The 23707-nt window shown below is 37.1% G+C and carries 22 protein-coding genes and 1 tRNA gene; 9 read left to right on the top strand and 14 right to left on the bottom strand.

The genetic code is table 11. The features are described from left to right. The 4 genes from dxr to ACILQF_RS01750 all read left to right on the top strand — a co-directional run. Positions 1 to 751 (top strand): 1-deoxy-D-xylulose-5-phosphate reductoisomerase (gene dxr / locus ACILQF_RS01765; RefSeq protein ID WP_395625691.1); only part of this gene is annotated, 751 nt, incomplete at its 5' end. 24 nt (positions 752 to 775) lie between these two features. Then, on the top strand, positions 776 to 2104 hold the full coding sequence (gene rseP / locus ACILQF_RS01760) for an RIP metalloprotease RseP (protein ID WP_395625690.1): 1329 nt from the start codon (positions 776 to 778) through the stop codon (positions 2102 to 2104). 47 nt (positions 2105 to 2151) lie between these two features. Continuing rightward, a complete protein-coding gene (gene hscB, locus ACILQF_RS01755; protein WP_395625689.1) occupies positions 2152 to 2688 on the top strand; it encodes a Fe-S protein assembly co-chaperone HscB in 537 nt (178 codons plus the stop codon). 122 nt (positions 2689 to 2810) lie between these two features. Further along, positions 2811 to 2890, top strand: a tRNA-Leu gene (locus ACILQF_RS01750). Positions 2891 to 3024: 134 nt separating this feature from the next. On the opposite strand, the gene ACILQF_RS01745 is transcribed toward ACILQF_RS01750, so the two are convergent. Continuing rightward, positions 3025 to 4221 (bottom strand): cytochrome-c peroxidase, encoded by a 1197-nt coding sequence (locus ACILQF_RS01745; RefSeq protein WP_395625688.1) that lies wholly within the window; start codon positions 4219 to 4221, stop codon positions 3025 to 3027. A 194-nt stretch (positions 4222 to 4415) separates the two neighbouring features. Continuing rightward, on the bottom strand, positions 4416 to 4994 hold the full coding sequence (locus ACILQF_RS01740) for a thymidine kinase (RefSeq protein ID WP_395625687.1): 579 nt from the start codon (positions 4992 to 4994) through the stop codon (positions 4416 to 4418). A 170-nt stretch (positions 4995 to 5164) separates the two neighbouring features. On the opposite strand from ACILQF_RS01740, the gene ACILQF_RS01735 reads away from it, so the two are divergent. Further along, positions 5165 to 6055, top strand: a complete 891-nt coding sequence (locus ACILQF_RS01735) for a hypothetical protein (RefSeq protein WP_395625686.1) — start codon at positions 5165 to 5167, stop codon at positions 6053 to 6055. Here the strand turns inward: ACILQF_RS01735 and rodA are convergent. From rodA to ACILQF_RS01690, 9 genes are all read right to left on the bottom strand, one after another. Then, on the bottom strand, positions 6048 to 7307 hold the full coding sequence (gene rodA / locus ACILQF_RS01730) for a rod shape-determining protein RodA (RefSeq protein WP_395625685.1): 1260 nt from the start codon (positions 7305 to 7307) through the stop codon (positions 6048 to 6050). The genes ACILQF_RS01735 and rodA overlap by 8 nt on opposite strands. Then, entirely contained in the window at positions 7300 to 9219 is a 1920-nt protein-coding gene (mrdA, locus tag ACILQF_RS01725) for a penicillin-binding protein 2 (RefSeq protein ID WP_395625684.1), read from the bottom strand. Before mrdA ends, rodA begins: the two co-directional genes overlap by 8 nt. A 347-nt stretch (positions 9220 to 9566) precedes the next feature. Next, positions 9567 to 10082 (bottom strand): rod shape-determining protein MreD, encoded by a 516-nt coding sequence (locus tag ACILQF_RS01720; RefSeq protein ID WP_395625683.1) that lies wholly within the window; start codon positions 10080 to 10082, stop codon positions 9567 to 9569. Next, entirely contained in the window at positions 10082 to 10915 is an 834-nt protein-coding gene (mreC, locus tag ACILQF_RS01715) for a rod shape-determining protein MreC (protein WP_395625682.1), read from the bottom strand. Before mreC ends, ACILQF_RS01720 begins: the two co-directional genes overlap by 1 nt. Positions 10916 to 11020: 105 nt before the next feature. After that, on the bottom strand, positions 11021 to 12043 hold the full coding sequence (locus tag ACILQF_RS01710; RefSeq protein WP_395625681.1) for a rod shape-determining protein: 1023 nt from the start codon (positions 12041 to 12043) through the stop codon (positions 11021 to 11023). 82 nt (positions 12044 to 12125) lie between these two features. Then, complete coding sequence (purH, locus tag ACILQF_RS01705; protein WP_395625680.1) at positions 12126 to 13652, bottom strand: bifunctional phosphoribosylaminoimidazolecarboxamide formyltransferase/IMP cyclohydrolase; 1527 nt, start codon at positions 13650 to 13652, stop codon at positions 12126 to 12128. 119 nt (positions 13653 to 13771) lie between these two features. Then, positions 13772 to 14350: a phosphoribosylglycinamide formyltransferase gene (gene purN / locus ACILQF_RS01700; protein WP_395625679.1), complete on the bottom strand. Its 579-nt coding sequence runs from the start codon at positions 14348 to 14350 to the stop codon at positions 13772 to 13774. A gap of 195 nt (positions 14351 to 14545) precedes the next feature. Further along, positions 14546 to 15670, bottom strand: coding sequence for a 4-hydroxyphenylpyruvate dioxygenase (gene hppD / locus ACILQF_RS01695; RefSeq protein ID WP_395625678.1), 1125 nt, complete (start codon positions 15668 to 15670; stop codon positions 14546 to 14548). A gap of 65 nt (positions 15671 to 15735) precedes the next feature. Next, positions 15736 to 16899 carry a homogentisate 1,2-dioxygenase gene (locus tag ACILQF_RS01690; protein ID WP_395625677.1) on the bottom strand — a complete coding sequence of 388 codons (1164 nt, stop codon included), beginning with the start codon at positions 16897 to 16899 and terminating at the stop codon, positions 15736 to 15738. Between the two features lie 169 nt (positions 16900 to 17068). On the opposite strand from ACILQF_RS01690, the gene ACILQF_RS01685 reads away from it, so the two are divergent. The 3 genes from ACILQF_RS01685 (at position 17069) to ACILQF_RS01675 (ending at position 19530) form a co-directional block, all read left to right on the top strand. Next, positions 17069 to 18073 (top strand): fumarylacetoacetate hydrolase family protein, encoded by a 1005-nt coding sequence (locus tag ACILQF_RS01685; protein WP_395625676.1) that lies wholly within the window; start codon positions 17069 to 17071, stop codon positions 18071 to 18073. Between the two features lie 5 nt (positions 18074 to 18078). Further along, positions 18079 to 18966: a flavin reductase family protein gene (locus ACILQF_RS01680; RefSeq protein ID WP_395625675.1), complete on the top strand. Its 888-nt coding sequence runs from the start codon at positions 18079 to 18081 to the stop codon at positions 18964 to 18966. Between the two features lie 141 nt (positions 18967 to 19107). Continuing rightward, the gene (locus tag ACILQF_RS01675; protein ID WP_395625674.1) at positions 19108 to 19530 is read left to right on the top strand and encodes a PH domain-containing protein; all 423 of its coding nucleotides are present in this window, start codon (positions 19108 to 19110) and stop codon (positions 19528 to 19530) included. Between the two features lie 495 nt (positions 19531 to 20025). On the opposite strand, the gene ACILQF_RS01670 is transcribed toward ACILQF_RS01675, so the two are convergent. From ACILQF_RS01670 to ACILQF_RS01660, 3 genes are read right to left on the bottom strand one after another with little or no spacing between them, the layout of a single operon-like run. Beyond that, a complete protein-coding gene (locus tag ACILQF_RS01670; protein WP_395625673.1) occupies positions 20026 to 20766 on the bottom strand; it encodes a LytR/AlgR family response regulator transcription factor in 741 nt (246 codons plus the stop codon). After that, positions 20763 to 21869, bottom strand: a complete 1107-nt coding sequence (locus ACILQF_RS01665; protein WP_395625672.1) for a sensor histidine kinase — start codon at positions 21867 to 21869, stop codon at positions 20763 to 20765. The genes ACILQF_RS01670 and ACILQF_RS01665 overlap by 4 nt, the downstream gene beginning before the upstream one ends. Continuing rightward, entirely contained in the window at positions 21870 to 22640 is a 771-nt protein-coding gene (locus ACILQF_RS01660) for a LiaF transmembrane domain-containing protein (RefSeq protein WP_395625671.1), read from the bottom strand. A 214-nt stretch (positions 22641 to 22854) separates the two neighbouring features. Between ACILQF_RS01660 and ACILQF_RS01655 the strand changes: the two genes are divergently transcribed. Next, a partial coding sequence (locus tag ACILQF_RS01655; protein ID WP_395625670.1) for a Gfo/Idh/MocA family protein occupies positions 22855 to 23707 on the top strand: 853 nt, incomplete at its 3' end.

The following is a 23707-nucleotide window of genomic DNA, read 5'->3' as shown; positions in this document are numbered from 1 at the left end:
CAAAGAACATGGCGTGAAGATTTTGCCTGTTGATTCGGAGCATTCTGCCATCTTTCAATGTTTAGCAGGGGAGGAGCGGAATCCGATTGAAAAAATATATTTAACGGCTTCAGGCGGACCATTCCGCGGTCGTGATGCTGAGTTTTTATCGACAATCAGTCGCAAGGAGGCATTAAAACACCCCAATTGGGTGATGGGCGAAAAGATTACGATCGATTCGGCAAGCTTAATGAATAAAGGTTTGGAGGTTATTGAGGCCAAATGGCTTTTTGATTTGGATGCTTCGCAAATTGACGTCATCGTACATCCTCAGTCTATTGTGCATTCAATTGTACAATTTAAAGATGGATCGATGAAGGCACAAATGGGTCTTCCCGATATGAAATTGCCGATTCAATACGCGCTTGCATATCCTCAAAGGATAGAAAACACCTTTCCGAGGTTTAACTTTATGGATTATCCCAATTTGAGTTTTGAGGAGGCTGACAAAAAGACGTTCCGTAACTTAGCTTTAGCTTTTGAAGCCTTAAATACAGGTGGAAATATGCCATGTGTGATCAATGCAGCGAATGAAGTGGTTGTGGCCGAATTTTTGAATATGCGTATTGGATTCTTGCAGATGAGTGATGTGATTGAAAAATGTATGAGCGAAATGGCTTTTGTGGAAAATCCGACACTTCAAGATTATATGGAAACCGATAAAAATACGCGCATGTATGCGCAGGAACTAGTGTTAAATAGTAATTTTTAATTTTAAATAAAATAAGAGAAAAGCATGGATGGATTAGTAATGACGGGTCAGCTGTTATTGGGATTATCAATTTTAATCATTTTACACGAAGCAGGGCATTTTTTCGCAGCCCGTGCATTTGGCATTAGGGTAGAGAAGTTTTACCTGTTTTTTGATGCTTGGGGATTTAAATTATTCAGCTTCAATTATAAAGGTTGTGAATATGGCATTGGCTGGCTTCCATTAGGGGGCTATGTGAAGATATCAGGGATGATTGATGAATCTATGGATACCGAACAATTGGCCGGACCGCCAGAGCCCTGGGAATTTCGCTCAAAACCAGCATGGCAGCGATTAATTGTGATGCTTGGTGGGGTAACAGTAAATATTGTTTTGGGTATTTTTATTTTTTGGATGTTAACTCTAAAAAATGGGGAGACCTTCATTCCGAATGATAAATTGCCTGATGGTATTGCTCCAGGGCTTATAGGTAAAGAAATCGGACTCCAAACTGGTGATCGTATTACGGCAGTTAATGGTAAGCCTATTGTTCGTTTCGATGAGTTAACAAGCTCAAAAGTGCTCCTAGGAAATAGCGAATTGAGTGTTGTCCGTGGTTCTGAAATTAAAACCATTCAGGTTCCGGGAAATATCCTTGAAAAAGTGTCAGACCTTGGCATCGGACAGTTTGTTGAGCCAAGGGTCAAATTATCGGGTATCGTTCAAGTTGCTCCGGGTGGCAATGCTGAAAAGGCTGGACTTCAGGTTGGAGATAGTATTCTAGCTGTGAATTCTAAACCAATTGTGTTTTACGATGAATTTAAATCGGAAGTGCAGGCCAATAAAAATAAAGTTGTTGCGCTAAGCCTTGTTCGTGAAAATAAAACTTTGGAAATTCAAACTCAGGTTGCAGAAGATGGAACGATTGGGATTGCAATTCCTCAATATTTTAATGTTCCAATAGAGACAGTTGAATATGGTTTTATTGGTTCACTACCCGTTGGAGCGTCAAAAGCTTGGGGTTCATTCATGGATAATGCCAAAGGCTTAGGGAAAGTAGCTACGGGGCAGGTTAAAGCAAATAAAGCATTTACTGGTCCGATTGGTATTGCAACCATGTTTGGCGGAACCGTTAATTGGGTAAAATTTTGGAGCCTTGTGGGATTACTGTCTATGGCATTAGCTTTAATGAATTTATTGCCGATTCCTGCTTTAGATGGAGGTCATGCCGTATTTTTATTGATTGAAATGATAAAAGGTAAGCCTCTAGGTGATAAGTTTATGGAACGTGCTCAAATGGTTGGTTTCGTAATTCTAGTTTCACTGATGGTCTTTGTTTTTGGAAGTGATATCCTAAAACATGTCATTAATTAATTTATAATTGAATTAATTAGAATGTTTTCATTGATCTAAAAGCTTAAATGAGCGATATAAACTATTTCGAATTTTATGATTTGCCATTAAGCTTTGGCATAGATGAGCAAAAGCTTAAGAAGAAATTCTATGAATTGAGCAAGCGCTTTCATCCTGATTTCTACGTGAATGAGGATGCGGAGAAGCAAGCCGAAATATTGGAGCTTTCTACAGTAAACAACAAGGCTTTTCAGGTGCTTTCTGATCCTTTGAAGCGAATCGAGTATATTCTTAGCCTACATCATTTACTTGCTGATGGTGATAAATATGTATTGCCGCAAGACTTCCTAATGGACATGATGGATGTAAATGAAGCCTTGATGGAGATGGAGTTTGATCATGATGAATTGAAATTGGCAGAATTGGGCAAACAAATTGATGATTTGGAGCTTGTCTTATTTGATGAGTTAAAACAATTTACTGATGAGTTTGATAGGAGAGAAGCTAAGGATGCTGAGAGTACCCTTCTGAAGATCAAAGATATATGGTATCGCCAAAAATACTTAATGCGTATTCGGGAGAGTTTGAATAAATTTAGGGGCTAAAAAACAGCTAATTTGCCAAAAAAGGCCTTTAAAATATTAAAATTTTATTTATGTTTGTCCCGAAGAGTAATCTTCAAAAAACCCGCTAAGGTTTGTTCAATTAGAACAAAACTAAATGAAATGCCCAGCTGGCGGAACTGGTAGACGCGTCGGTCTCAAACACCGATAGGAAACTGTGCCGGTTCGATTCCGGCGCTGGGTACAAAGCCTCTGATTAAAATCAGGGGCTTTTTTTGTGGGGTGGATTTGTGGTTAATTATTTGAGTTTAGGTAACAGAAAAATTATTAAAAATGATTATTTCTAAATAAAATCATCCTTCATTACCCTTCAGGATTTTAAAGAAAAGGATCGCTCCATTTTTTATCAACGTAAACGTTTGTTCCAGAAAGCGTTTGTAGAAATGCAATGAGCGCATTTATTTCAGTTTCACTTAGGTTCAAATTCTGACCTATTCTGTTTGGCGCCAACCTTGCATCCAGATTTGGGTTTTGATTTTGGTTTAAATTTATGGTGTTATAGTGATTTATTACTGCCCTCAAGGTTCGGTTTGCTCCGGTATGCATCATCGGACTATTCACTCTCCCGCCAACTCTGGTTAAGTCGCGTAAGGAAGGAGCACGTGTAACTGTCAGGTCTCTATTTGTACTATTTGCTACTCCAATAATACCATTGTTGCGACTATTGGGATCAATATCAAATTCTGGCGCATTATGACAGCCGTTACAACCCACGCCACCTGCTATCCTGATTGAATTTGCATCGAAAACTGGAGGGATTATGAATAAATTCTTTCCTGAATTTTCTTCTGCAGTAAAATTGGGAAAGTTTTGATTGTCATTAGCAACTAACGCTCGTCCTGCATCATATTTGGAGTCAAATGATTGAATACTTCTGATAAACTGTGCGAGACATTCTTGTATGCGTAACTCTGTGACTTGCTCGTTATTGTATGCGAATTTAAAAAGTTCATTATAATAACTAATTCCCTGTAGCTTGGTTAATAAGTTACTAAAGGCTGGTCTGCCGTTCTGGCCACTAAAACCCAATTCTGAATGATCTGTAATTGGCTGACTTGTTTGAAGTTCCAAGCTTGCTGCCCGTTCATCCCAGAAAAACTTTTGTTCTACTGCGAACCTTGAATTAACCAATCTCATAGAATGTCTTGTGGTTTTACCACCAAGGATGCCACTACTTACTAATGCTGAATCACTAAATGCAAACTCTTGTTTATGACAACTGGAGCATGAAAGTGAATTATTTATACTTAAACTTTTATCATAAAAAAGTACCCTGCCCAGCGTTGCTTTCGCATTCACTATTGGGTTAGCACCTGTATTGTCTTTTATTATGTACGTTGGTTTAGTCTGCCCTGAATAATTATTCAAATTATTAAGATCAATATTTCCTCCAAATGCAGCTTTTATGGCAGGATAGCCTAATTCTGGAGTATCTTGGCTAGCACTTTTTCTGCAACTTGCAGCAGTAACTACTAATAAGACTATGGTAAATAAAACTTTTAAAATGTTTTTCATAGTTGTGGAGTCAGTATTTTCTCAATATAAAATAAGGTAGAAATAGCTTACTTTTTGTTTAAACATCTAAAGTTTATTTTGATATACGTAATATTATGAAAATAATTTTTACACTGATAAATTATACAATTTGATAATTGCAGATAAAAATAATTGATCGTAAAAATTTGAATGGATAAGTTTGCGAGTTAATCCTAGCCAATGCTTTTGTAGCATGTTCTGCATCGAGGTTCATAACTTTCTTTTTCGCCGAGTAGAATCTTTGCATCGCTGCTGGAGGTACGGAATGAATAGCTTGCTGGTCCGCCACACTGCAAACAAACCGCGTGTACCTTGGTTACTAATTCAGCAATCGACATGAGAGCGGGCATAGGGCCAAAAGGATTACCCAGGTAGTCCATATCTAGTCCGGCAATTACCACACGAATTCCACGATTTGCCAGTTTATTACACACATCGGGAAGTTCATCATCAAAAAATTGGGCTTCATCAATACCAACTACCTCCGTATTGGCACCTAATAAAAGTATGGATGCTGCATTTTCAACAGGAGTGGAGTGAATTGAGTTTAAGTCGTGCGAAACTACCGAGGTTTCATCGTAGCGGGTATCTGTTTTAGGCTTAAAAATTTCAACGTTCAATTTAGCTATTTGTGCGCGTCGGAGTCTTCGAATCAATTCCTCGGTCTTGCCGGAAAACATAGATCCACAAATAACTTCAATGCTTCCGCCTAGTTCTTTTCTTCGCTTAAAATTATGTTCACTAAATAACATCCTAAAAATCCCTTGTTTTTCTTGCTGCTAATATCCGAATTTTCTATCAGATTGAAGGAGAAGCTCGTTAAATATTAAGTCAAATCTAGATAAATGTCCTTATATTTGACTTAATCTAAGTATACCTGATGCCATTTAAAGACGTTTTTTAGGCCATAAAACATATTGTAATGATGATGAATAAGAGAGAAATTTTTAAAAGAGTTGCTGGTATTATTTCTGAGCTTAATGAACAGTTTGAATACCTTTCCCGAAATCCGGATCATTTAAATGATTTGGAGCTAGAACTTTTTGCTGCAAATGCAGATTTTCTTTCTGATCATATTTCAATTCTATTGAAGCTTAATGCAGAATCCTCTCAAGAAGTGTCGAATGCTGTTGTTTTGGAACCAGAGATTGAGACTGATACAATAGTGATACAGGAATTAATTGAGGAGCCTGAAGAATTAGAAGCTTACGAAGAGGAGACGGTTGAGGTAAATATTCCGGATTGGAAGTTCGATATTAAGAATGAGGAGCTTGATTCATTTGAGTTTGAGGATAAATCAGCTGATGAGCTATTTGATCGTCCTTTAACAGAAGAAGAGATGCGGGTGATTGATGAAAAAACAAAATTAAAAACCATATTTGAAGAAGACCCAATTGAAGAAACAGTTTCCGATAGTTTGCCTGAAATTGAAGAACCCCTTGAGGAGATCAAACAAATTATAAGGGAGCCACAAGCTGTAAAGCCAATGGAGGAGCCTCAAGCGCTAACTTTAAATGAGATGCTTTCTTCTCAAATATCTCAAAATACAGTCTCTGAGCAGTTTAATCAAAGGCCAATAAAAGATTTAAAAGGCCTAATAAGTCTGAACGATAAACTTCAATTTGTGCGTGATCTTTTCAATGGCTATAGTTTGGCTTATAGTGAGGCGATTGAGCTTATCAATCGTTTTGATAGCTTCGACGCTGCTGATAATTTCCTCAAGCAAAATTATGCGATTAAGAATAGTTGGTCAGATAAACAGGATGTTGCAGATAAGTTTTACGAAATTCTGAATCGCCGTTTTTCTAATTAATACCCATTCGATTCGAGTCGAACTTAAGTAGTATAAATAATAAGATTGTAAAACTCCACAGCGAGGAGCCTCCATAACTCAAAAAGGGCAATGGTATACCAATAACTGGAATCAGTCCGATGGTCATGCCAATATTAATAAAAATATGGAAAAATAGTATGGAAGCTACTCCATAACCATAAATTCTAGACATTGACGACCTTTGACGTTCTGCGATATTAACAATTCTTATTAGGAGGAAAAGGTAGAGTCCGATAACGACAGAGCTCCCTAAAAAGCCCCATTCTTCTCCTACGGTACAAAATATAAAATCGGTACTTTGCTCGGGAACAAAATCATATTTAGTTTGAGTTCCCTGAAGGTAACCCTTGCCTAATAGTCCGCCGGATCCAATAGCAATTTTTGATTGGTTAAGGTTATATCCGATTCCACGTGGGTCATCTACTTTTCCGAGAATCAGATCGATACGATTTCTTTGATGTGGCTTCAGTATTTTATTGTAGGCAAAATCTACAGAGAAGATGAATAGTATTGAAAAGAGAACCCCCCATCCCGTCACCTTAATCATTTGCCTGTTCTTACTATAAAAATAGATGCATAATCCTGCAATGGCAAGAACACCTACAAGCACTATGTATTTATTATATAATATCGTTAAAACAAAGAGAATAATCGCTAGCCCTTCTATGAGTAAGAAATATCCCGATAGGCCTTCACGGTATAGAACGAGAATTAATGAGCTAAATGTTAATGCAGAGCCAGCATCGGGTTGTAAAAGTATGAGTGCTGTAGGTACAAGTATGATTAATGCGGCAATCAATTGTGTTTTAATGTCTTGAACTTTTGTGGTTCCCGAACTCAGGTATTTAGCCAACATCAGGCAGGTGGCAAATTTGGCAAACTCAGAAGGTTGAAGCCTAAAATTACCAATAGGAATCCATGCTTGGTTACCACCCACATTCCGACCGATAATAAGCACTAAAATGAGAAGAATGATTGTTATTCCATAAAAGACAGGCGAGAAGGTATTGAAAAATCTGCTATCTAGTAATAAAATAGCAAACCCAATCATGAAAGCTGAAATGATAAAGAAGAACTGCTTACCATAATTGGTATCAAAATCAATTATACTTGGGTTTAAAGGGTCGTACACAGCAGCATGGATATTGAACCAGCCAATAATACAGAGCGTGATGTAGGTCAAAATAATGAACCAATCGACATTAAAAAAAAGGCTTCGTTGATTATTCATTGTTCACATTATCTTTTTTAACCGAGTTTGTTTTGTTCGCAGCGTTACTATCAGCTTTAGTTTTAGTATTTCCAGAACTATTAATCGCTGCACCGGGTAATAAATTTGCCTGCATGATCCGATCTGTATAAATCTGAGGTCTGCTAATACTCTTTTTAATGTATTTTTCAACCATCAAGCTGGCAATTGGTGCCGACCAAGTGGCACCATATCCGGCATTTTCAACCACTACAGCAATGGCTATTTTAGGATTATCTCTTGGGGCGAATGCAACAAATACGGAATGGTCTTTTCCATGAGGATTTTGCACAGTACCTGTTTTGCCACACATCTCGATGTCTGCAATTTTTGAATACCAGGCTGTACCATTCGGCTGGTTTACCACATCACTCATACCATTAATTACATCGTTAAAGTATTGAGCTTGGATACCGGCATTATTTTTTTTAAGAAACTCTTCTTTTATAACTTTTTTTACCCCAATTGCTTTTATTAGATGTGGCTTATAGAAGAAGCCCCGATTAGCTACAATAGCTGCGATATTTGCCATTTGAAGCGGGGTAATTCCAAGCTCACCCTGGCCAATAGATAGGGAAATTGTGTAGGCCGAGCCCCAGCGATCACTTTTAAAGCGTTTGGTATAAAGTTCATCTGTAGGTAATAGTCCATTGCGTTCTCCGGGAAGATCAATGCCAAGTGAGGAGCCAATGCCAAATGCTGAAACCGCTGTTCTCCATTTTTTAAAAGCATTTACTGGGCGCATGCCAGCAAAATCAATCATGCGGCTATAGGCATAACCATAATAGGTGTTACAAGACTCAGAAATAGACTTTCTAAGACTTACAGCTCCATGAATGTGTGTACATCCCATAAACCCTTTGCGGCCATAGCGATAGCCTCCAGGGCAATTGAATGAGGTGTTCTCATCGATGAGCCCAAATTGTTGTGCAATTAGGGCATTAACAACCTTAAAGATAGATCCTGGGGGGTATTCTGCTTGAATCGGACGCACAAACATGGGTTTATATTTATCGTTTAATAGGGCCATATAATTATTACCTCTTTGTCTGCCCACCATTAAATTTGGATCATAACCCGGACTGCTGACAAAGGATAAAATTTCTCCTGTGGAAGGTTCGATAGCCACAATACTACCGATTTTATTTTTCATCAATTCTTCGCCAAGCTTCTGTAAATCTTTATCAAGAGAGGATATTAAATTTTCTCCCATAACGGCTACCGTATCGTATTTTCCCTCCGCATATTTTCCTTGAGGTCTGTTTAAAGCATCAACCATGAAATTTTGAACACCCCTTTGCCCTCTTAATAACTCTTCATAAGATCTTTCAATACCTGTAATGCCATGATAATCTGAACGCCTGTAAAAGCCATTTGATTGATCAATTACTTTTTGGTTGACTTCGCCAATATAGCCAAGGAAATGGGCCGCAATACTGTCGGGGTATCGTCTTACTGTTCTATTTTGAACATAAAAACCTGGAAATTCACTCAGTTTCTCCTGCAAGGAGGCATAGGTTTTAACAGACAATTGCTTTTCAAAGATAGAAGCCTTAAAAGGGGAATAATTACGAGCCTTTTTAAAGCGCTTATCAAAACCTTTTTTATCAACTCCTATCAATTTGCAAAAATTAAGCGTGTCAAATGCCTTAACTTCTCGCGGGATTACCATGAGGTCGTAAACCGGTTCGTTTTGAGCTAGAATTTTGTTGTTGCGATCTAAAATAACACCACGAGCTGGGTAAATGGGTAATCTTCTGATTACATTGTTTTCTGCCGAAAGAAAATATTCGTCGCTCACCACCTGAATGTAAAACAATCGGGTAAGTAAAATTAAAATGATTACGATGAATATTCCTTGGACTACGAACTTCCTGGCAAAAAAACTATTCATTAAGCTTTCCGAGATTATGTATTGTGCTTATCTAATTTAGATTTAAATAGTGACCTGTTATTTGAAGCTTATAAGAAGAAACTATTTATCTGGTACAAAAGTACAAAAGAAAAATGTTTACGGACCTTAAAATCCATTCAAAATATTGCTGCACTAGCAAAGGTGGAAGCAGTTGAAATGGAAAGAGTGCTATACAAAATTGCGGTTCATATCGAATTTGTTTTTAATTTCAATATTGTTGCTCAAAAAATTCTTAAAATATTTCAGATTTGGGTAATTTAACTAGTCTGAAATATGGTTTAATAAAATCCAATTAACAATTTTAAAAAAAATACCCCGCAGTGATTTCAACGTAATTTTTTGCGATAGAATGCAAATTCACTAATTAAAATAAGGGACACTGTAAAAATGGAGCTTAGGAAAACTCGAAGTAAGGTATAGCCGAATTCACTGAATGAAAAAGTTTCGAAAGTGAAAAGGATGAAATGATGGGCAAGAGTGAGAATAATGGAGTAAAAAACAAACCATCTAAACCCCATAATTCCTAAACTAGGTTCAGGTTCATTATCAAAGCCATCGCGTTGCACTGTTATGCTGATGTATAAGATTCTAATAAATGCCATGAAAGTGCATGCGGCGGCATTTAAACCCAGTGTATCGTAAAAAACATCAATAGTTATTCCTGTGCTAAAGGCGAGGAAAAATAAAAGCCAATTTGGGATTCCAAAAGGAAGTAGGAGTATAAAAAGAATATACAAATAGGGGATGCTGAGGTTATAGTAGCCGATATTTTTCAACAAAAACACCTGAGTGGCAATGAGTAAAAAAAAACGGATAAAATTGGTGGTTATTATACGTCCCATTATTCAATTTTGTTTTGAGATTCCAGCGACTGTTGTTCTGTAGCTAAAAGGTTATTGATCACATAAACATACTGATACTGCAATGTTGAAAAATCAGTGCTTAGCTTCACCTTGATTTCGGTATCGTTTGCTCCTCCCTTTATTCTGTTTTCTACTACATAACCAATGTTTGTTCCTTCTGGGAATAAGGAGAATTCTGAGCTAAGTACCTTATCTCCCTTTTTTATTGTCAGATGAGTTTGAACGTCTTTTAAATAAACATATCGTGAGTCATTATTACCTTCACCCCAGACTAAGGAGCCAATGTTTCCATTTACTTGGGCACTAACTTTTGTGTCGCTGTGTAAAATGGAGCGAATTGTTGCGAAATTTTCACTCACATTCCATACAATTCCTACAATTCCTTTAGCAGAAGTAACACCCATTCCCTTGACAATACCATGTTTGGTTCCACGATCAATGGTTAAGTAATTGTTTTTTCTGTTAATGGAATTATTAATAACTTTTGCTAGGGTATAGGTGTATTGTTGTTTGATCGTGCTATCGCGTACGGTCACCTTTTTGATGCTATCGCTCTTAAAAGAAGAGCTTAATTGATTTCTCAAAAGGGCATTTTCTGCTGCTAAGCTATCATTTGTCCGTCCAAGCGAGAGGTAGCTTTTTAGTTCATTTACTTGATCATAAGTCTCTCCAATAATTTTATTGGATGAATTCCACACACTTGCACGCTGATAGGAATTGTTTTTTATTAGCAGGATAAGTGAAATTAAAAAGTAAATAATTAGCAGAAAAAATGCGTTATACTTACTGAATAAAAGCCAAATGTTACGCATGTTTTATCCGACAAGTACTGAGTTGAATCTTGTAAATAATGACAGAATAGCATTCATAGTGCTTAAAATAATCCTTAATAATTAATTCTTTATTAATTAAATTAACTATTGCATTAAAAACTTAAAATTCCCAATATTTTTCAATGCGATACCTGTGCCACGAACTACAGCACGCAATGGATCTTCAGCAACGTGAACAGGAAGTTTTGTTTTTGATGAAATTCTTTTGTCTAGTCCCCGTAATAATGCTCCACCACCAGTTAAATATATTCCCGTTTGGTAAATATCTGCTGATAATTCAGGGGGGGTCATTTCAAGTGCTTTTAAAATTGCCTCTTCAATTTTAGAGATAGATTTATCGAGGCAATGTGCTATTTCTGTGTAGGAAACGGTTATTTGCTTAGGTACTCCAGTCATTAAATCACGGCCTTGCACGGCAAAATCTGCTGGCGGATCAGTAAGTTCAGGTAATGCGGCACCCACCTCAATTTTGATTTTCTCCGCTGTACGGTCGCCAATCATAATATTGTGTTGTCTACGGATATATTGAACAATATCGCTATCGAAATTATCTCCGGCCACACGGATAGATTGGTCGCAAACAATTCCAGAAAGAGCGATTACCGCTATTTCTGTGGTACCACCACCTATGTCAATAATCATGTTACCCATTGGTTCTTCTACATCAATACCAATACCTACTGCTGCAGCCATTGGTTCATGAATCAGGTAAACCTCTTTTGCTCCTGCAATTTCGGCAGAGTCGCGCACAGCCCGTTTTTCAACTTCTGTAATACCAGAGGGGATGCAAATAACCATACGTAAAGAAGGGAAAAACCATCCTTTTCCATTATTAATCATTTTTATCATGCCACGAATCATGTATTCTGCAGCGTTGAAATCTGCTATTACACCATCTTTTAAGGGCCTAACTGTTTGTATGTTATCATGGGTTTTACCTTCCATTTGCATGGCCTGCTTACCAATGGCGATAACCTTGTTGGTTGTGCGATCAAATGCAACAATAGAAGGCTCATCAACTACAACTTTATCATTATGAATAATAAGTGTGTTGGCGGTGCCTAGGTCAATGGCAATTTCTTGTGTAAACCAATTAAATAATCCCATTTTATATTTATTAATGTTTTTAATTGTATGCTAATATAAACTCTTTTTGTGAATGATTGTTATCTAGATAGTGATGTATCTTTTAATGTTTAAAGTGTCGGATGCCTGTAGTTACCATTCCTACGCCTTTTTGGTTTGCCATATTGATCGATTCTTGATCTTTAATTGAACCTCCTGGTTGTAAAATCATCGTTACCCCTGCATCTGCAGCAATTTCCACACAATCGGGGAATGGAAAAAATGCGTCAGAAGCCATTACACTGTTTTCAACACTGAAGTTAAATGCTTTTGCTTTTACAAGTGCTTGTTGCAGTGCATCTACCCTTGAGGTTTGTCCGACGCCACTAGCAATCAAGCAAGCATTTTTTGCGAGCACGATGGTATTAGATTTGGTATGCTTCACTATTTTGTTTGCGAAAACTAGATCCTTTAATTGTTGGGCATTTGGTTTTAACTCCGTAACGGCCAGCATTTGATCAGCGGTTTCCATTTTTAGATCTTTATCTTGCTCAATAACACCGTTTAATAAGGTTTTAAACTGTTTTTTAGGTAGCTGGACATCATTCCTTTTTAATAAAATGCGATTCTTTTTTTCCGATAAAATTTGTTTTGCATTATCATCAAATGATGGTGCGATTAATACTTCAAAAAATAAATTGCTTATTTCTTTGGCCGTTTCTTCATTTATCTCACGGTTGCATATTAAAACGCCACCAAATGCAGAAACTGGATCGCAGGCATATGCAGCATTCCAAGCTTCTAAAATTGTGTCGCATGAAGCAATTCCACAGGCATTGGTATGCTTTAAAATGGCAAATGTTGGTTCTTCAAATTCATCAATTAAAGCAACAGCTGCATCTACATCTACCAAATTATTGTAGGATAGTTCTTTGCCATTAAGTTTTTCAAACATGCTGTTTAAATCACCATAGAATACTCCTTTTTGATGCGGATTTTCACCGTATCGAAGGCTGGTGCCTCTTTGCTCACTGTATTTGAATACACTTAATGGTTCATCCTGATTAAAATAATTAAATATTGCGGTATCGTAATGAGATGAAACATTAAATGCCTGACGTGCAAAGGATTTACGATGATTAAGTGAGGTTGAACCCTCATTTTCGCTCAGAATAGTGCCTAATGTTGTATAATCGTCTTTAGAAGCGATAATTACCACATCATTGTAGTTTTTTGCTGCGGCCCTGATTAATGAAATTCCGCCAATATCTATTTTTTCAATGATTTCTTCTTCCGAAGCACCCGATTGTAATGTTTCCTCAAAGGGATAGAGGTCCACAATTACTAAATCGATTTCTGGAATGTTATATTGTCCAATTTGGCTTTGATCTTCTTTATGATCTCTGCGGTTTAAGATGCCACCAAATACTTTGGGATGTAGTGTTTTTACACGGCCCCCAAGGATGGAGGGATAGCCCGTTAAATCTTCAACTGCAATCACATCGATTCCTAATTCGCGGATAAATTTTTCTGTCCCGCCAGTTGAATAAAAAACAACTCCCTGCTTGTGCAACTGCTTAATTAGAGGTTCTAGATTATCTTTGTAATAAACAGAAATTAGGGCGTTTTTGATCTTGATAGGATGGCTCATTGACTAAAATTAATAAGCTGCAAAGATAAGGTTTTTTGATCGATTTGGTGTTAACGATTTAGTAAAAAATGGGATCATTTTTTAAATATCGGCTTAGATCAGATTTAAAAATGGCTTTCTTATTTCTTAATCTTTTTGAGTACTTGCTCTACTACTTTAGGATAATGTAGGTGCTCCAATTGTTGGCCCTTGAATTTGATCATTTCAAGATTATCTCCTTTTTCGATTTTAAATCGTGATTGATGTATTGTTTCTCCTTCGTCAAAATGTTCATTAACAAAATGGATGGTAATGCCTGATTCTTCCTCACCTGCATTGAGTACAGATTGATGCACTTTATTACCATACATGCCTTTTCCTCCAAATTTAGGGAGTAGGGCAGGATGGATATTGATGATTCGATTAGGAAATGCAGCAATTAAGTTTTCAGGAATCAACCATAAAAAGCCGGCAAGCACAATCAGGTCGATTTGTAAATTTTTTAAAAGGCTAATAATATCGTCGCTTTTATAAAATTCCTGCTTGTCGAAAATATGTGATGGCACCTCAAAATTATCGGCTCTTTGTAAAACGTATGCCTCAGGATTATTGGTAAGCACAAGTGCAACCTCAGCGTCCGGATGTTTTTTAAAAAATTCCATGATCTTTTGGGCATTTGATCCGGATCCGGAAGCGAAAATGGCAATACGTTTTTTCAAGGCTTTACTAATTTTAACAAAGATATTATTTTGAGTGTTTTATGGAAATGAAATCTTAAAATTCATGAATAGGCACTGTTTTTTTTAAAATTTAATCAAGTGCTTTTTTAAAATTAATGTTGTTTGACAAAAAAGATCTTTATCCCATGAAATGATGCTTTCATAGGACAAAGATCTTTAAAAATAGAAAACGAATTATAAATTCCCTCTTAACTCCTGCTCACGCTCTAAAGCTTCAAATAAGGCCTTAAAATTTCCTGCCCCAAATGATTTTGCACCCTTGCGCTGAATAATTTCAAAGAATAAGGTAGGGCGGTCCTCAACAGGTTTTGTGAAAATCTGTAAGAGGTATCCTTCTTCGTCACGGTCGACCAAGATTCCCAAATTTTTAAGGGGTTCAATATCTTCTTCAATTTTACCCACACGTTCTTCTAAGTTATCGTAATATGTTGTAGGTACTTTTAAGAATTCTATACCTCGGTCTTGTAATTTAGTAACGGTATCCACAATATCATATGTGGCAATAGCAATGTGTTGTACGCCCTCATCTCCGTAAAAATCAAGATATTCTTCAACTTGGGATCTTTTTTTACCTTCCGCTGGTTCATTGATTGGGAATTTGACATAGCCATTTCCATTGCTCATAACCTTACTCATTAGAGCAGAGTATTCAGTAGAAATCTGCTTGTCGTCAAAAGTAAGGATGTTGCGGAAACCCATAACTTCTTCATAAAAATTAACCCACTTGTCCATTTGGTTCCATCCCACATTCCCTACGCAATGATCTACATACAGTAGGCCCGTAGGTTCTGGATTATAATGACTTTCCCATTTTTTATAGCCTGGCATGAACGGACCATTATAATTAGTACGGTCTATAAATAAGTGGACGGTCTCGCCATAGGTATAAATACCACTCATGCGAACTTGACCGTGTTCATCCTCCAATGTTTGTGGTTCCATGTAGCTCTCAGCGCCTCTTGTAGTAGTCTGTAAATGAGCGTCATAGGCATCGTCAACCCAGAGGGCAATAATTTTTACGCCATCGCCATGCTTGGTTAATTGCTCAGAAATTGGATGGTCCGGGAATAATGGAGTTGTTAGCACCAACCGGATTTTATCTTGGATTAAAACATAAGAAGCACGGTCTTTCACACCCGTTTCTGGTCCGGCATAGGCCAAACTCTGAAATCCAAATGCGGTTTTGTAAAAATGTGCTGCTTGCTTTGCATTGCCCACATACATTTCAATATAATCTGTCCCTTTGAGGGGAAGAAAATCTATATTTTGACTGCTTTTTTCAGCTATTTCTGTATTCATGTTCTTTTTTGGATCTACATTGCTAAGCCTTTAATATGGCAAAGCATTCTACCTTAAATTGTTTATTATGAATTATCTTGCCAGCTTTTATGATAGCTTTCATCTTCAATACTAAGTGCATAATCTGTCAGCATCAATGGCTTGAAAGGATCAATCATCACGGCTAATTCCTCTGTTTTTTCTTTCCCAATTGATTTTTCTACCGTTCCAGGATGCGGCCCATGGGGTATGCCGCCAGGATGCAATGTAATCTGGCCCTTTACAACGCTTTTGCGGCTCATAAAATCGCCATCAACATAATAAAGCACCTCATCACTATCTACATTACTGTGATTGTATGGTGCAGGAATAGCATCTGGATGATAGTCGTATTTTCTTGGAACGAATGAGCAAATCACAAAATTATGACCCTCAAAAGTCTGATGTACCGGTGGTGGCTGATGTACTCTTCCCGTAATTGGCTCAAAATCATGAATAGAAAAAGCCCATGGATAGTGAAAGCCATCCCAACCTATAAAATCGAAAGGATGCGTTCCATAGATGTATGGATATATTAAGCCTTGTTTTTTAATTAAAATTTTAAAGTCGCCTTTTTGATCAATCGTTTCCAAATTTGTTGGGCGTTTGATATCGCGTTCACAGAATGGCGAATGCTCCATTAATTGGCCCCATTGGTTACGGTATCTTTTTGGGGTGCGTATCGGACTAAAGCTTTCGATGATGAAGAGGCGGTTATCTTCAGTGTTAAACTCCATTTGATAAATGGTGCCACGTGGAATTACGAGGTAATCGCCATACTCAAAGGGGATTTTCCCAAAGCCTGTTTTTAAGGTTCCACTACCTTCATGAATAAAAATCACTTCATCAGCCTGACTGTTTTTATAAAAATAATCGGTCATGGAGTGACGCGGTGCAGCCAATGAAATATGAAGATCGCTATTTACTAAAACAGGCTTGCGACTTTCTAAATAGTCGTCTTCTGGCTTTATTTTAAATCCCACAAGACTTGTATGGCGCAAATGCTTCTCTCTAGCAATTTTGGGTTCCACAGAATAGGGCTCCCCTAATTCCTTAACAATTGTTGGAGGGTGGCAATGATAAACCAGTGAGTAAAGGCTAGAAAAGCCTTCAGTTGAGACCAATTCCTCAGCATACAGTGAACCATCCGGTTTACGGAAAACAGTATGACGCTTGTGAGGAATAGATCCTAAAGTATGATAAATAGGCATAAATTAGAATTTATTGGATTATTATAATTGGTTAGCACAAAGGTAATGTTTTCTTTCTGTGAAATTTAAATGATTGATTGTGTGTGAAACAAATTTTATTTAATTAGAAATTCATGCATAAAGCCAAAATTCATTAGTTTTGATTAGCTACAACCAAATTATAAACAACATGAAACTAGTTTCCTATAAAACCGAAGACCGAGAGCATCTAGGATTGTTCATTAAGGGTCATATTTATAATCTAAATTCTTGCGATAAGCTCATTCCCGACTCCATGAATGAATTCTTGAATGGCGGTGAGGAATTAATGGAACGAGCAAAAAATGTAGATCAAAAAATCAAAGTGGGGGAAATGGAAGCCAAAGAGGAAATTTTCTTTGAGATCTTAGCACCTGTTCCTCATCCAACTTCATGTAGAGATGGTTATGCCTTTAGGCAACATGTAGCCTCTGCGCGTAAAAATCGTAGGGTGGAGATGATTCCTGAGTTTGACCAGTATCCTATATTTTATTTTACTAACCATAATGCCATTCAGGGTATGGGAGATATTGAATGTATGCCCGATCATTTTGAAAAGCTAGATTTTGAGTTGGAAGCTGCCATTGTAATCGGAAAGAAAGGTCGGAATATCAAGGCTTCTGAAGCTGATGATTATATCGCCGGCTACATGATTATGAATGATATGAGTGCGCGCACCTTGCAAATGGAGGAAATGCTTCTCAATTTAGGTCCCGCAAAAGGAAAAGATTTTTCTACAGTTATAGGCCCTTGGTTGGTAACACCCGACGAGCTTGAGCCTTATAAAATTCCTGCAAAAGCAGGCCATACGGGCAATTCTTATGCCCTCGACATGAAATGTTGGGTAAACGGTACCGAAGTTTCATCGGGTTCGATGGGGGATATGGATTGGACTTTTGCCGAAATTGTTGAGCGTTGTTCTTATGGTGTGGATGTTTTACCGGGGGATGTAATCGGCTCTGGGACTGTTGGAACGGGCTGTTTTTTGGAATTAAACGGCACTGGTTTGCTGAATGATGCCAATTTTAAACCGCAATGGCTTCAGGATGGTGATATTGTAGAGATGGAAATTACCGGGTTGGGAAGGTTAATCAACACCATTAGAAAAGTTGATACCGATTGGTCGATTTTAAAATTAAAAAAATTGAATAGCTAAATTCTATGCTCACAATTAAGGTTTCTGATTTAAAAACTGCCGAACTGCAAAATTATTTGCAGTATGCCATTGCCCCGCGTCCTATTTGTTTTGTCTCAACAATCGATAAAAATGGGAACGTGAATTTGAGCCCTTTTAGTTTTTTTAATATGTTTAGTACAAATCCACCGATTTGTATTTTTTCTCCGGCAAGGCGTGTTCGCGATAATACGACAAAACATAGTCTTGAAAATGTGTTGGAAGTGCCAGAGTGTGTGATAAATATTGTCAATTATGACATGGTGCAGCAGACCTCGCTAGCCAGTGTGGAGTATCCAAAAGGCACCAATGAGTTTATTAAAGCTGGGTTTACGGAGTTAGCTTCAGAGCTTGTGAAACCACCTAGGGTAGCCGAGTCGCCAGTGCAAATGGAATGTGTAGTGAAGGAGGTTATTAGCTTAGGAAATGAAGCGGGTGCTGGAAATCTGGTGCTAGCAGAAATAAAGCTCATTCATATTCAGGAGCATATTCTTGATGAATCCGGTAAGATTGACCAAGAAAAAATAGATCTTGTAGCGCGCTTGGGGGGTGATTGGTATTGTCGTGTTACATCAGAAAATCTTTTTAAAGTTGAGAAGCCTGTACGCACAATCGGAATAGGAGTGGATTCAATTCCTTCCTCAATCAAGAATTCTGAAATACTTACAGGTAATAATTTGGGGCAATTGGGTAATTTGGAAGCCTTGCCCACAGATAAAGAAATTGAAGAGTTTCAATTTGACCCTGAATTGCGCCAGATTTTAAATGCTACTATTGGCGATAGCCGTAATAGACAGCGTGAGCTGCACCAATATGCCAAAGCGTTGCTTGAAAAAGGAAAAGTAGCAGATGCTTGGAAGGTTTTATTGGGGTAGGAGGGTTGAGGTAGGAGGACTGAGGTCTGAGGTAGGAAGTCTGAAGTCTGAAGTCTGAGGTCTGAGGTATGAGGTCTGAAGTATGAGATTTGAGTTTAGAGTTTAGAGTTGGCAGTAACTTTAGATCAAAAACATAATAATATGAAAATTTATAAAGCAAACAGAAGAGGTTTTATCAATTATTTATTAATTGGGTCTATAATATTACCGATAATAATTTTCTTTCTTGATAAGAATACTTTTATGGAAAAACCTTTTATACTTCTACCTTTATTGAGTCCATTAGTTTTAATATTTTGGATTTACTTTGATACATTTTACAAAATTGAAAATAACGAATTGATTTATCGTTCGGGATTTTTAAGAGGAAAAATTAAAATTCCAACCATAAAAGAAATAATTATAGGTAAGACTATGTATAGCGGAATTAAACCAGCATTGGCAAAAAATGGGCTTATTATTAAATACAACAAATATGAAGAGATTTACATTGCACCTATAAATAATAATGAACTTATTTCGGACTTGTTAAAAAAAAATTCTGAAATAAAAATAACCGAATAAAAATTACTGCCAAGAGCGGGGGGCGTGCTTCTATAAAAGTGAAGTGCTAAATTCAAGTTTTGTGTATCTAATGAATTGAGGTCTGGAGTCTGAGTAAAGAGATATGAGATGTGAGATTGCACAATTGATTGGATCTTTAGACATGCTGTTAATTTCAAGTTTGTAGATAGTGTTAAAGAGGAGAGTGTAAAACAAACTGTGTCACAATTATAATGTTAATCGGGTTCCTACCTCATACCTCCGTTCTCAGTTATCAGACCTCATAGCTCAGTTGTAGGTTATCAGTCTTCAGTTGTCGGACCTCATACCTCCGTCCTCAGGCCTCGTACTTCAGGCCTCCTACCTCAGTCCTCAGTTGTCGGTTATCAGTCTTCAGTTATCAGACCTCCTACCTCCTACCTCAGACCTCAGTTATCAGTTATCAGTTGTCGGTTGTCTGACCTCAGACTTCCTGCCTCATACCTCAGTCCTCAGTCCTCCGACTTCCCTCCCTCCTCACAATCCCAATACCTGTCTTAACTTTGGATATCCTGTTTTGCTTACTGGAATTTTTTCTCCTGATTTTAAGATGGCTAGGTGTGAATCTTTTTCATAGGGGTCGATTCTTGTGATTTCATTGACTTTAACTATGAATGAGCGATGAACCCTTACAAAATTGCTTTCTCCTAATAGCTTTTCAAAATGAGTTAAGGTTCTATTCTTCAGAAATGAGCCCTCTAGCGTATGGATTTTTACGTAATCATCATCTGCTTCTAGGAATTTAATTTCGCTTAGGGGAATAATTTTAATTTTATTACCGGTTTTAACTACTATCCGATCATTCTTCGGGAATGAACTTTGTAGGTTTTCAACTATTTCTTTCGGCATTTGAATTTTGCCTTCTTTTTGATGTTGATCCATCCATTTTTGAACTGCTTTATCAAATCGTTCTCTGGTAAATGGCTTTAAGAGATAATCGATAGCATGTTCTTCAAAGGCTTTGATAGCATATTCATCAAATGCAGTAGTAAATATCACGGAAGGTGCCTGTTCGAGGAGTTCGAGCATCTCAAAACCATTAATTTTTGGCATCTGAATATCTAAAAATATTAAATCTGGCTTGTGCTGAGCAATTGCTTTAACACCCTCAAAGCCATCATTACATTCCTGAATAATTTCTATTTCAGGCCAATGTTTTAAATATTCTTTCACTATTGAACGAGCCAGTGGTTCGTCATCAATTAAAATCACTCTCATATTTGTGCCTGAGGAATTTTTACTATGCTTGTAAATATATGCTGAAAAGGTCTGGTTTCTATTAGGTCGGTTCTCCCAAATAATAAATATAACCTACGCTTTACGCCAGTAAGTCCGAAACCAGTACCATGCTTCGGCTTTGCTGTATCGGGATCATATGGGTTTTGAACAGTAATATGTAGCTCATTTCCATTACATTCGGCAAAAATACTTATGGTAACAATGCCTGTAGTATCATAGAGCCCAAATTTTATGGCATTCTCTACAATGGGTTGTAATAGCATCGGTGGAAGTTTCATCTCTTTGCAGCTATCACTATAAGATATTTCTGTAGATAAGCGATGCCCAAACCTAACTTTTTCAATATCCAAATAGAGTTGTAAGTGTTCGAGTTCTGCAAGGAGTGAAACAGGTTGCTGATCTTCTTTTTTTAGCGTTCCACGTAAAAAATCTGATAACTGATGAATCATTTTACGTGCTTCTTCAGGTCTGCTTCCAATGAGTGCAGTAATTGAATTGAGACTGTTGAATAGGAAGTGAGGCTGCAGCTGCTGTCTCAGGTTATATAACTCGGCCTCTTTGGCGAGGTTTTCAGCCTCTAATTTTCTTTTTTCAGTTTCTTTCTGATCAATTTGGGTGAACCAAACAATGCTAATCATGGCCGTCAAACCAATGATGAGTAATCCAATAAAAAATCGAATAGGTAATGAGTTGAATAAGAATGTTAAATATTGAACGTCATTCTGTATGAGTTGAGTAAGAGTCCAATTATTGATAAAGATCCATAAACTAGCTAAAATAGAGCAATAAAGTAGAATTAATAAATATCGATTTTTTTCAGGTCGATAATATTTAAGATTATTACTAATTAGATAACAAGCTATTGTGAGTAAGCTAATACTGATTGCACCATCAAAAAACGATGTTTTGAGGCTAAATCCAAACCAAAGTAAAATTGCCGATTGGGAAAGGATACAAGCCACCATACATTGCGTTACAATGAGGATTATCTTACTTTTTGATATAAGTAATTCAGGATATTTTTCGATATCTGGCTGCTGATTCAACAATTTATTTTTTATTTCAGATGATGAATAAGGCAATTAATAGCTTTTAATATCAATACCAGCAAATACGGAAGTCCCTTGAATAATTAATATTTTGTCAGGATTTGCAAGTGCTTGTGGAGGGCGTTTATCTTCGATTCCTCCAACGATGGCCATCATTTCCGACTGTACGTTCCAGTTTGACGGGACAATAATTTTAGTCCCTCCAAATACCTGCACCACATGTATTTTAACAATTCCGTGAATATCAGCCTGCAATAAGTTGATTTCTGTACCGCCAAAAAAGTTTAAAATATCGCCACCTTGAAAATTTTTCGAAACGACATTCTTTTTAATTCCTCCGAAAATGGAGGTCGAGTCTATACGATCTCCTAAATAGGATGATTGATTTGCATTATCCTGATTATTAGCTTCTTGAATAGGTTCGGAGCTGTCGGGGTCTGAGCTTATCGGACTTGTACCTACCTCAATTTGATTTTGTTTTTTGCGACCTAAAATCAGCCAAAACCCTAAAGTAATAACCATTACAGGCCAAAAAAGTTTGTCTGAATCAAAATCGGGAATGATTTCATCGACTAGAAATATAGCTCCGATTATGATAGGCATAAATGCGGTTGGTCTCTTAAACCCATGCCGCTTTCCCATAAATACACCTAAAGCAATTAGTAATACTGGCCAGCTAATTATCCAAGATGAGATAAAGAAGATATCAAGCGACCTTAATAAAAGTATGAATCCCAATAGAACGAGAATCATTCCGAAGAGGGCCTTATCTGATTTTCGGTTTGCACGCATATTATTTTTCATGATTTAATTTAAAACAAAAATAGACTCATTTTCTTTATTATACGATATAAAATAGGCGAGCTCCTAATAGTTCTCGGTAAAAGGGGGTAAAATGTCGGTGAAAATATTATATATTAGACATGAGATATTAGATATGAGATAAATTATCTTACATCTAAATTATTTCTACTCGTTCATATCTAACTACTAATTACTAACTACTAACTACTAAATATTGAAAATAGGTATTATTGGATTAGGTGACATTGCACAGAAGGCATATTTACCGGTTTTGGCAGCAAAGCACTTAGATCTTCATCTTTTTACACGCAATCAGGATCGCCTTTTGGCGATAGGAAATCAATACCGAATTGCTAACCTCCATTCGAGCTTAGAATCAATTCTTAAAAGCGGAATCAAGGGGGCATTTGTTCATAGTTCTACTGATTCGCATGAGCATATTATAGAGCAACTTTTGCTGCATAATATTCATGTGTATGTGGATAAACCAATCACTTACCATTTTGCTTCAGCGAAGCGTCTTATAGCGTTGGCTGAGGTTAAAGGACTCCATTTAATGGTTGGTTTTAATAGAAGATATGCACCTGCTTATGGCGAATTAAAAAAGATCTCTGAACCCAATATGATGATCCTGCAAAAAAATCGTCATTCCTTACCTGGAGATATCCGCACCTTTATTTTTGATGATTTTATACATGTTATTGATACCATGCGTTTTCTTTTTACCTATCCCATCAAAGAAATGATGGTGAGCGGAATGCAAAGCCAAGGCTTATTAGCGCATGTGGTTGTTCAGCTGATTGCGGAAAATGGAGCGATAGCCATTGCTGTCATGAATCGTAATTCGGGTACTCTGGAAGAAAAAGTTGAGGTGTTTAGTGCCGAAGAAAAGAAGACGGTAATTAATTTGACAGATCTAAAAACTAGCCTAAACAAAACTTATATATCAAATAGTATAAATGATTGGGAATCAACATTATATAAGCGTGGATTTGAAGTAATTGTTAATGACTTTTTAAGGACAGTTCATACTGGAGAAGCTCCTCTTTTATCAATGCAAGATGCTT

Origin of the sequence: Daejeonella sp., from assembly GCF_044232565.1 — a bacterium.
Lineage (GTDB): Bacteria > Bacteroidota > Bacteroidia > Sphingobacteriales > Sphingobacteriaceae > Daejeonella.
The sequence above is the reverse complement of the archived record's forward strand: the minus strand, read 5'-3'. Positions and strand labels throughout refer to the sequence as shown.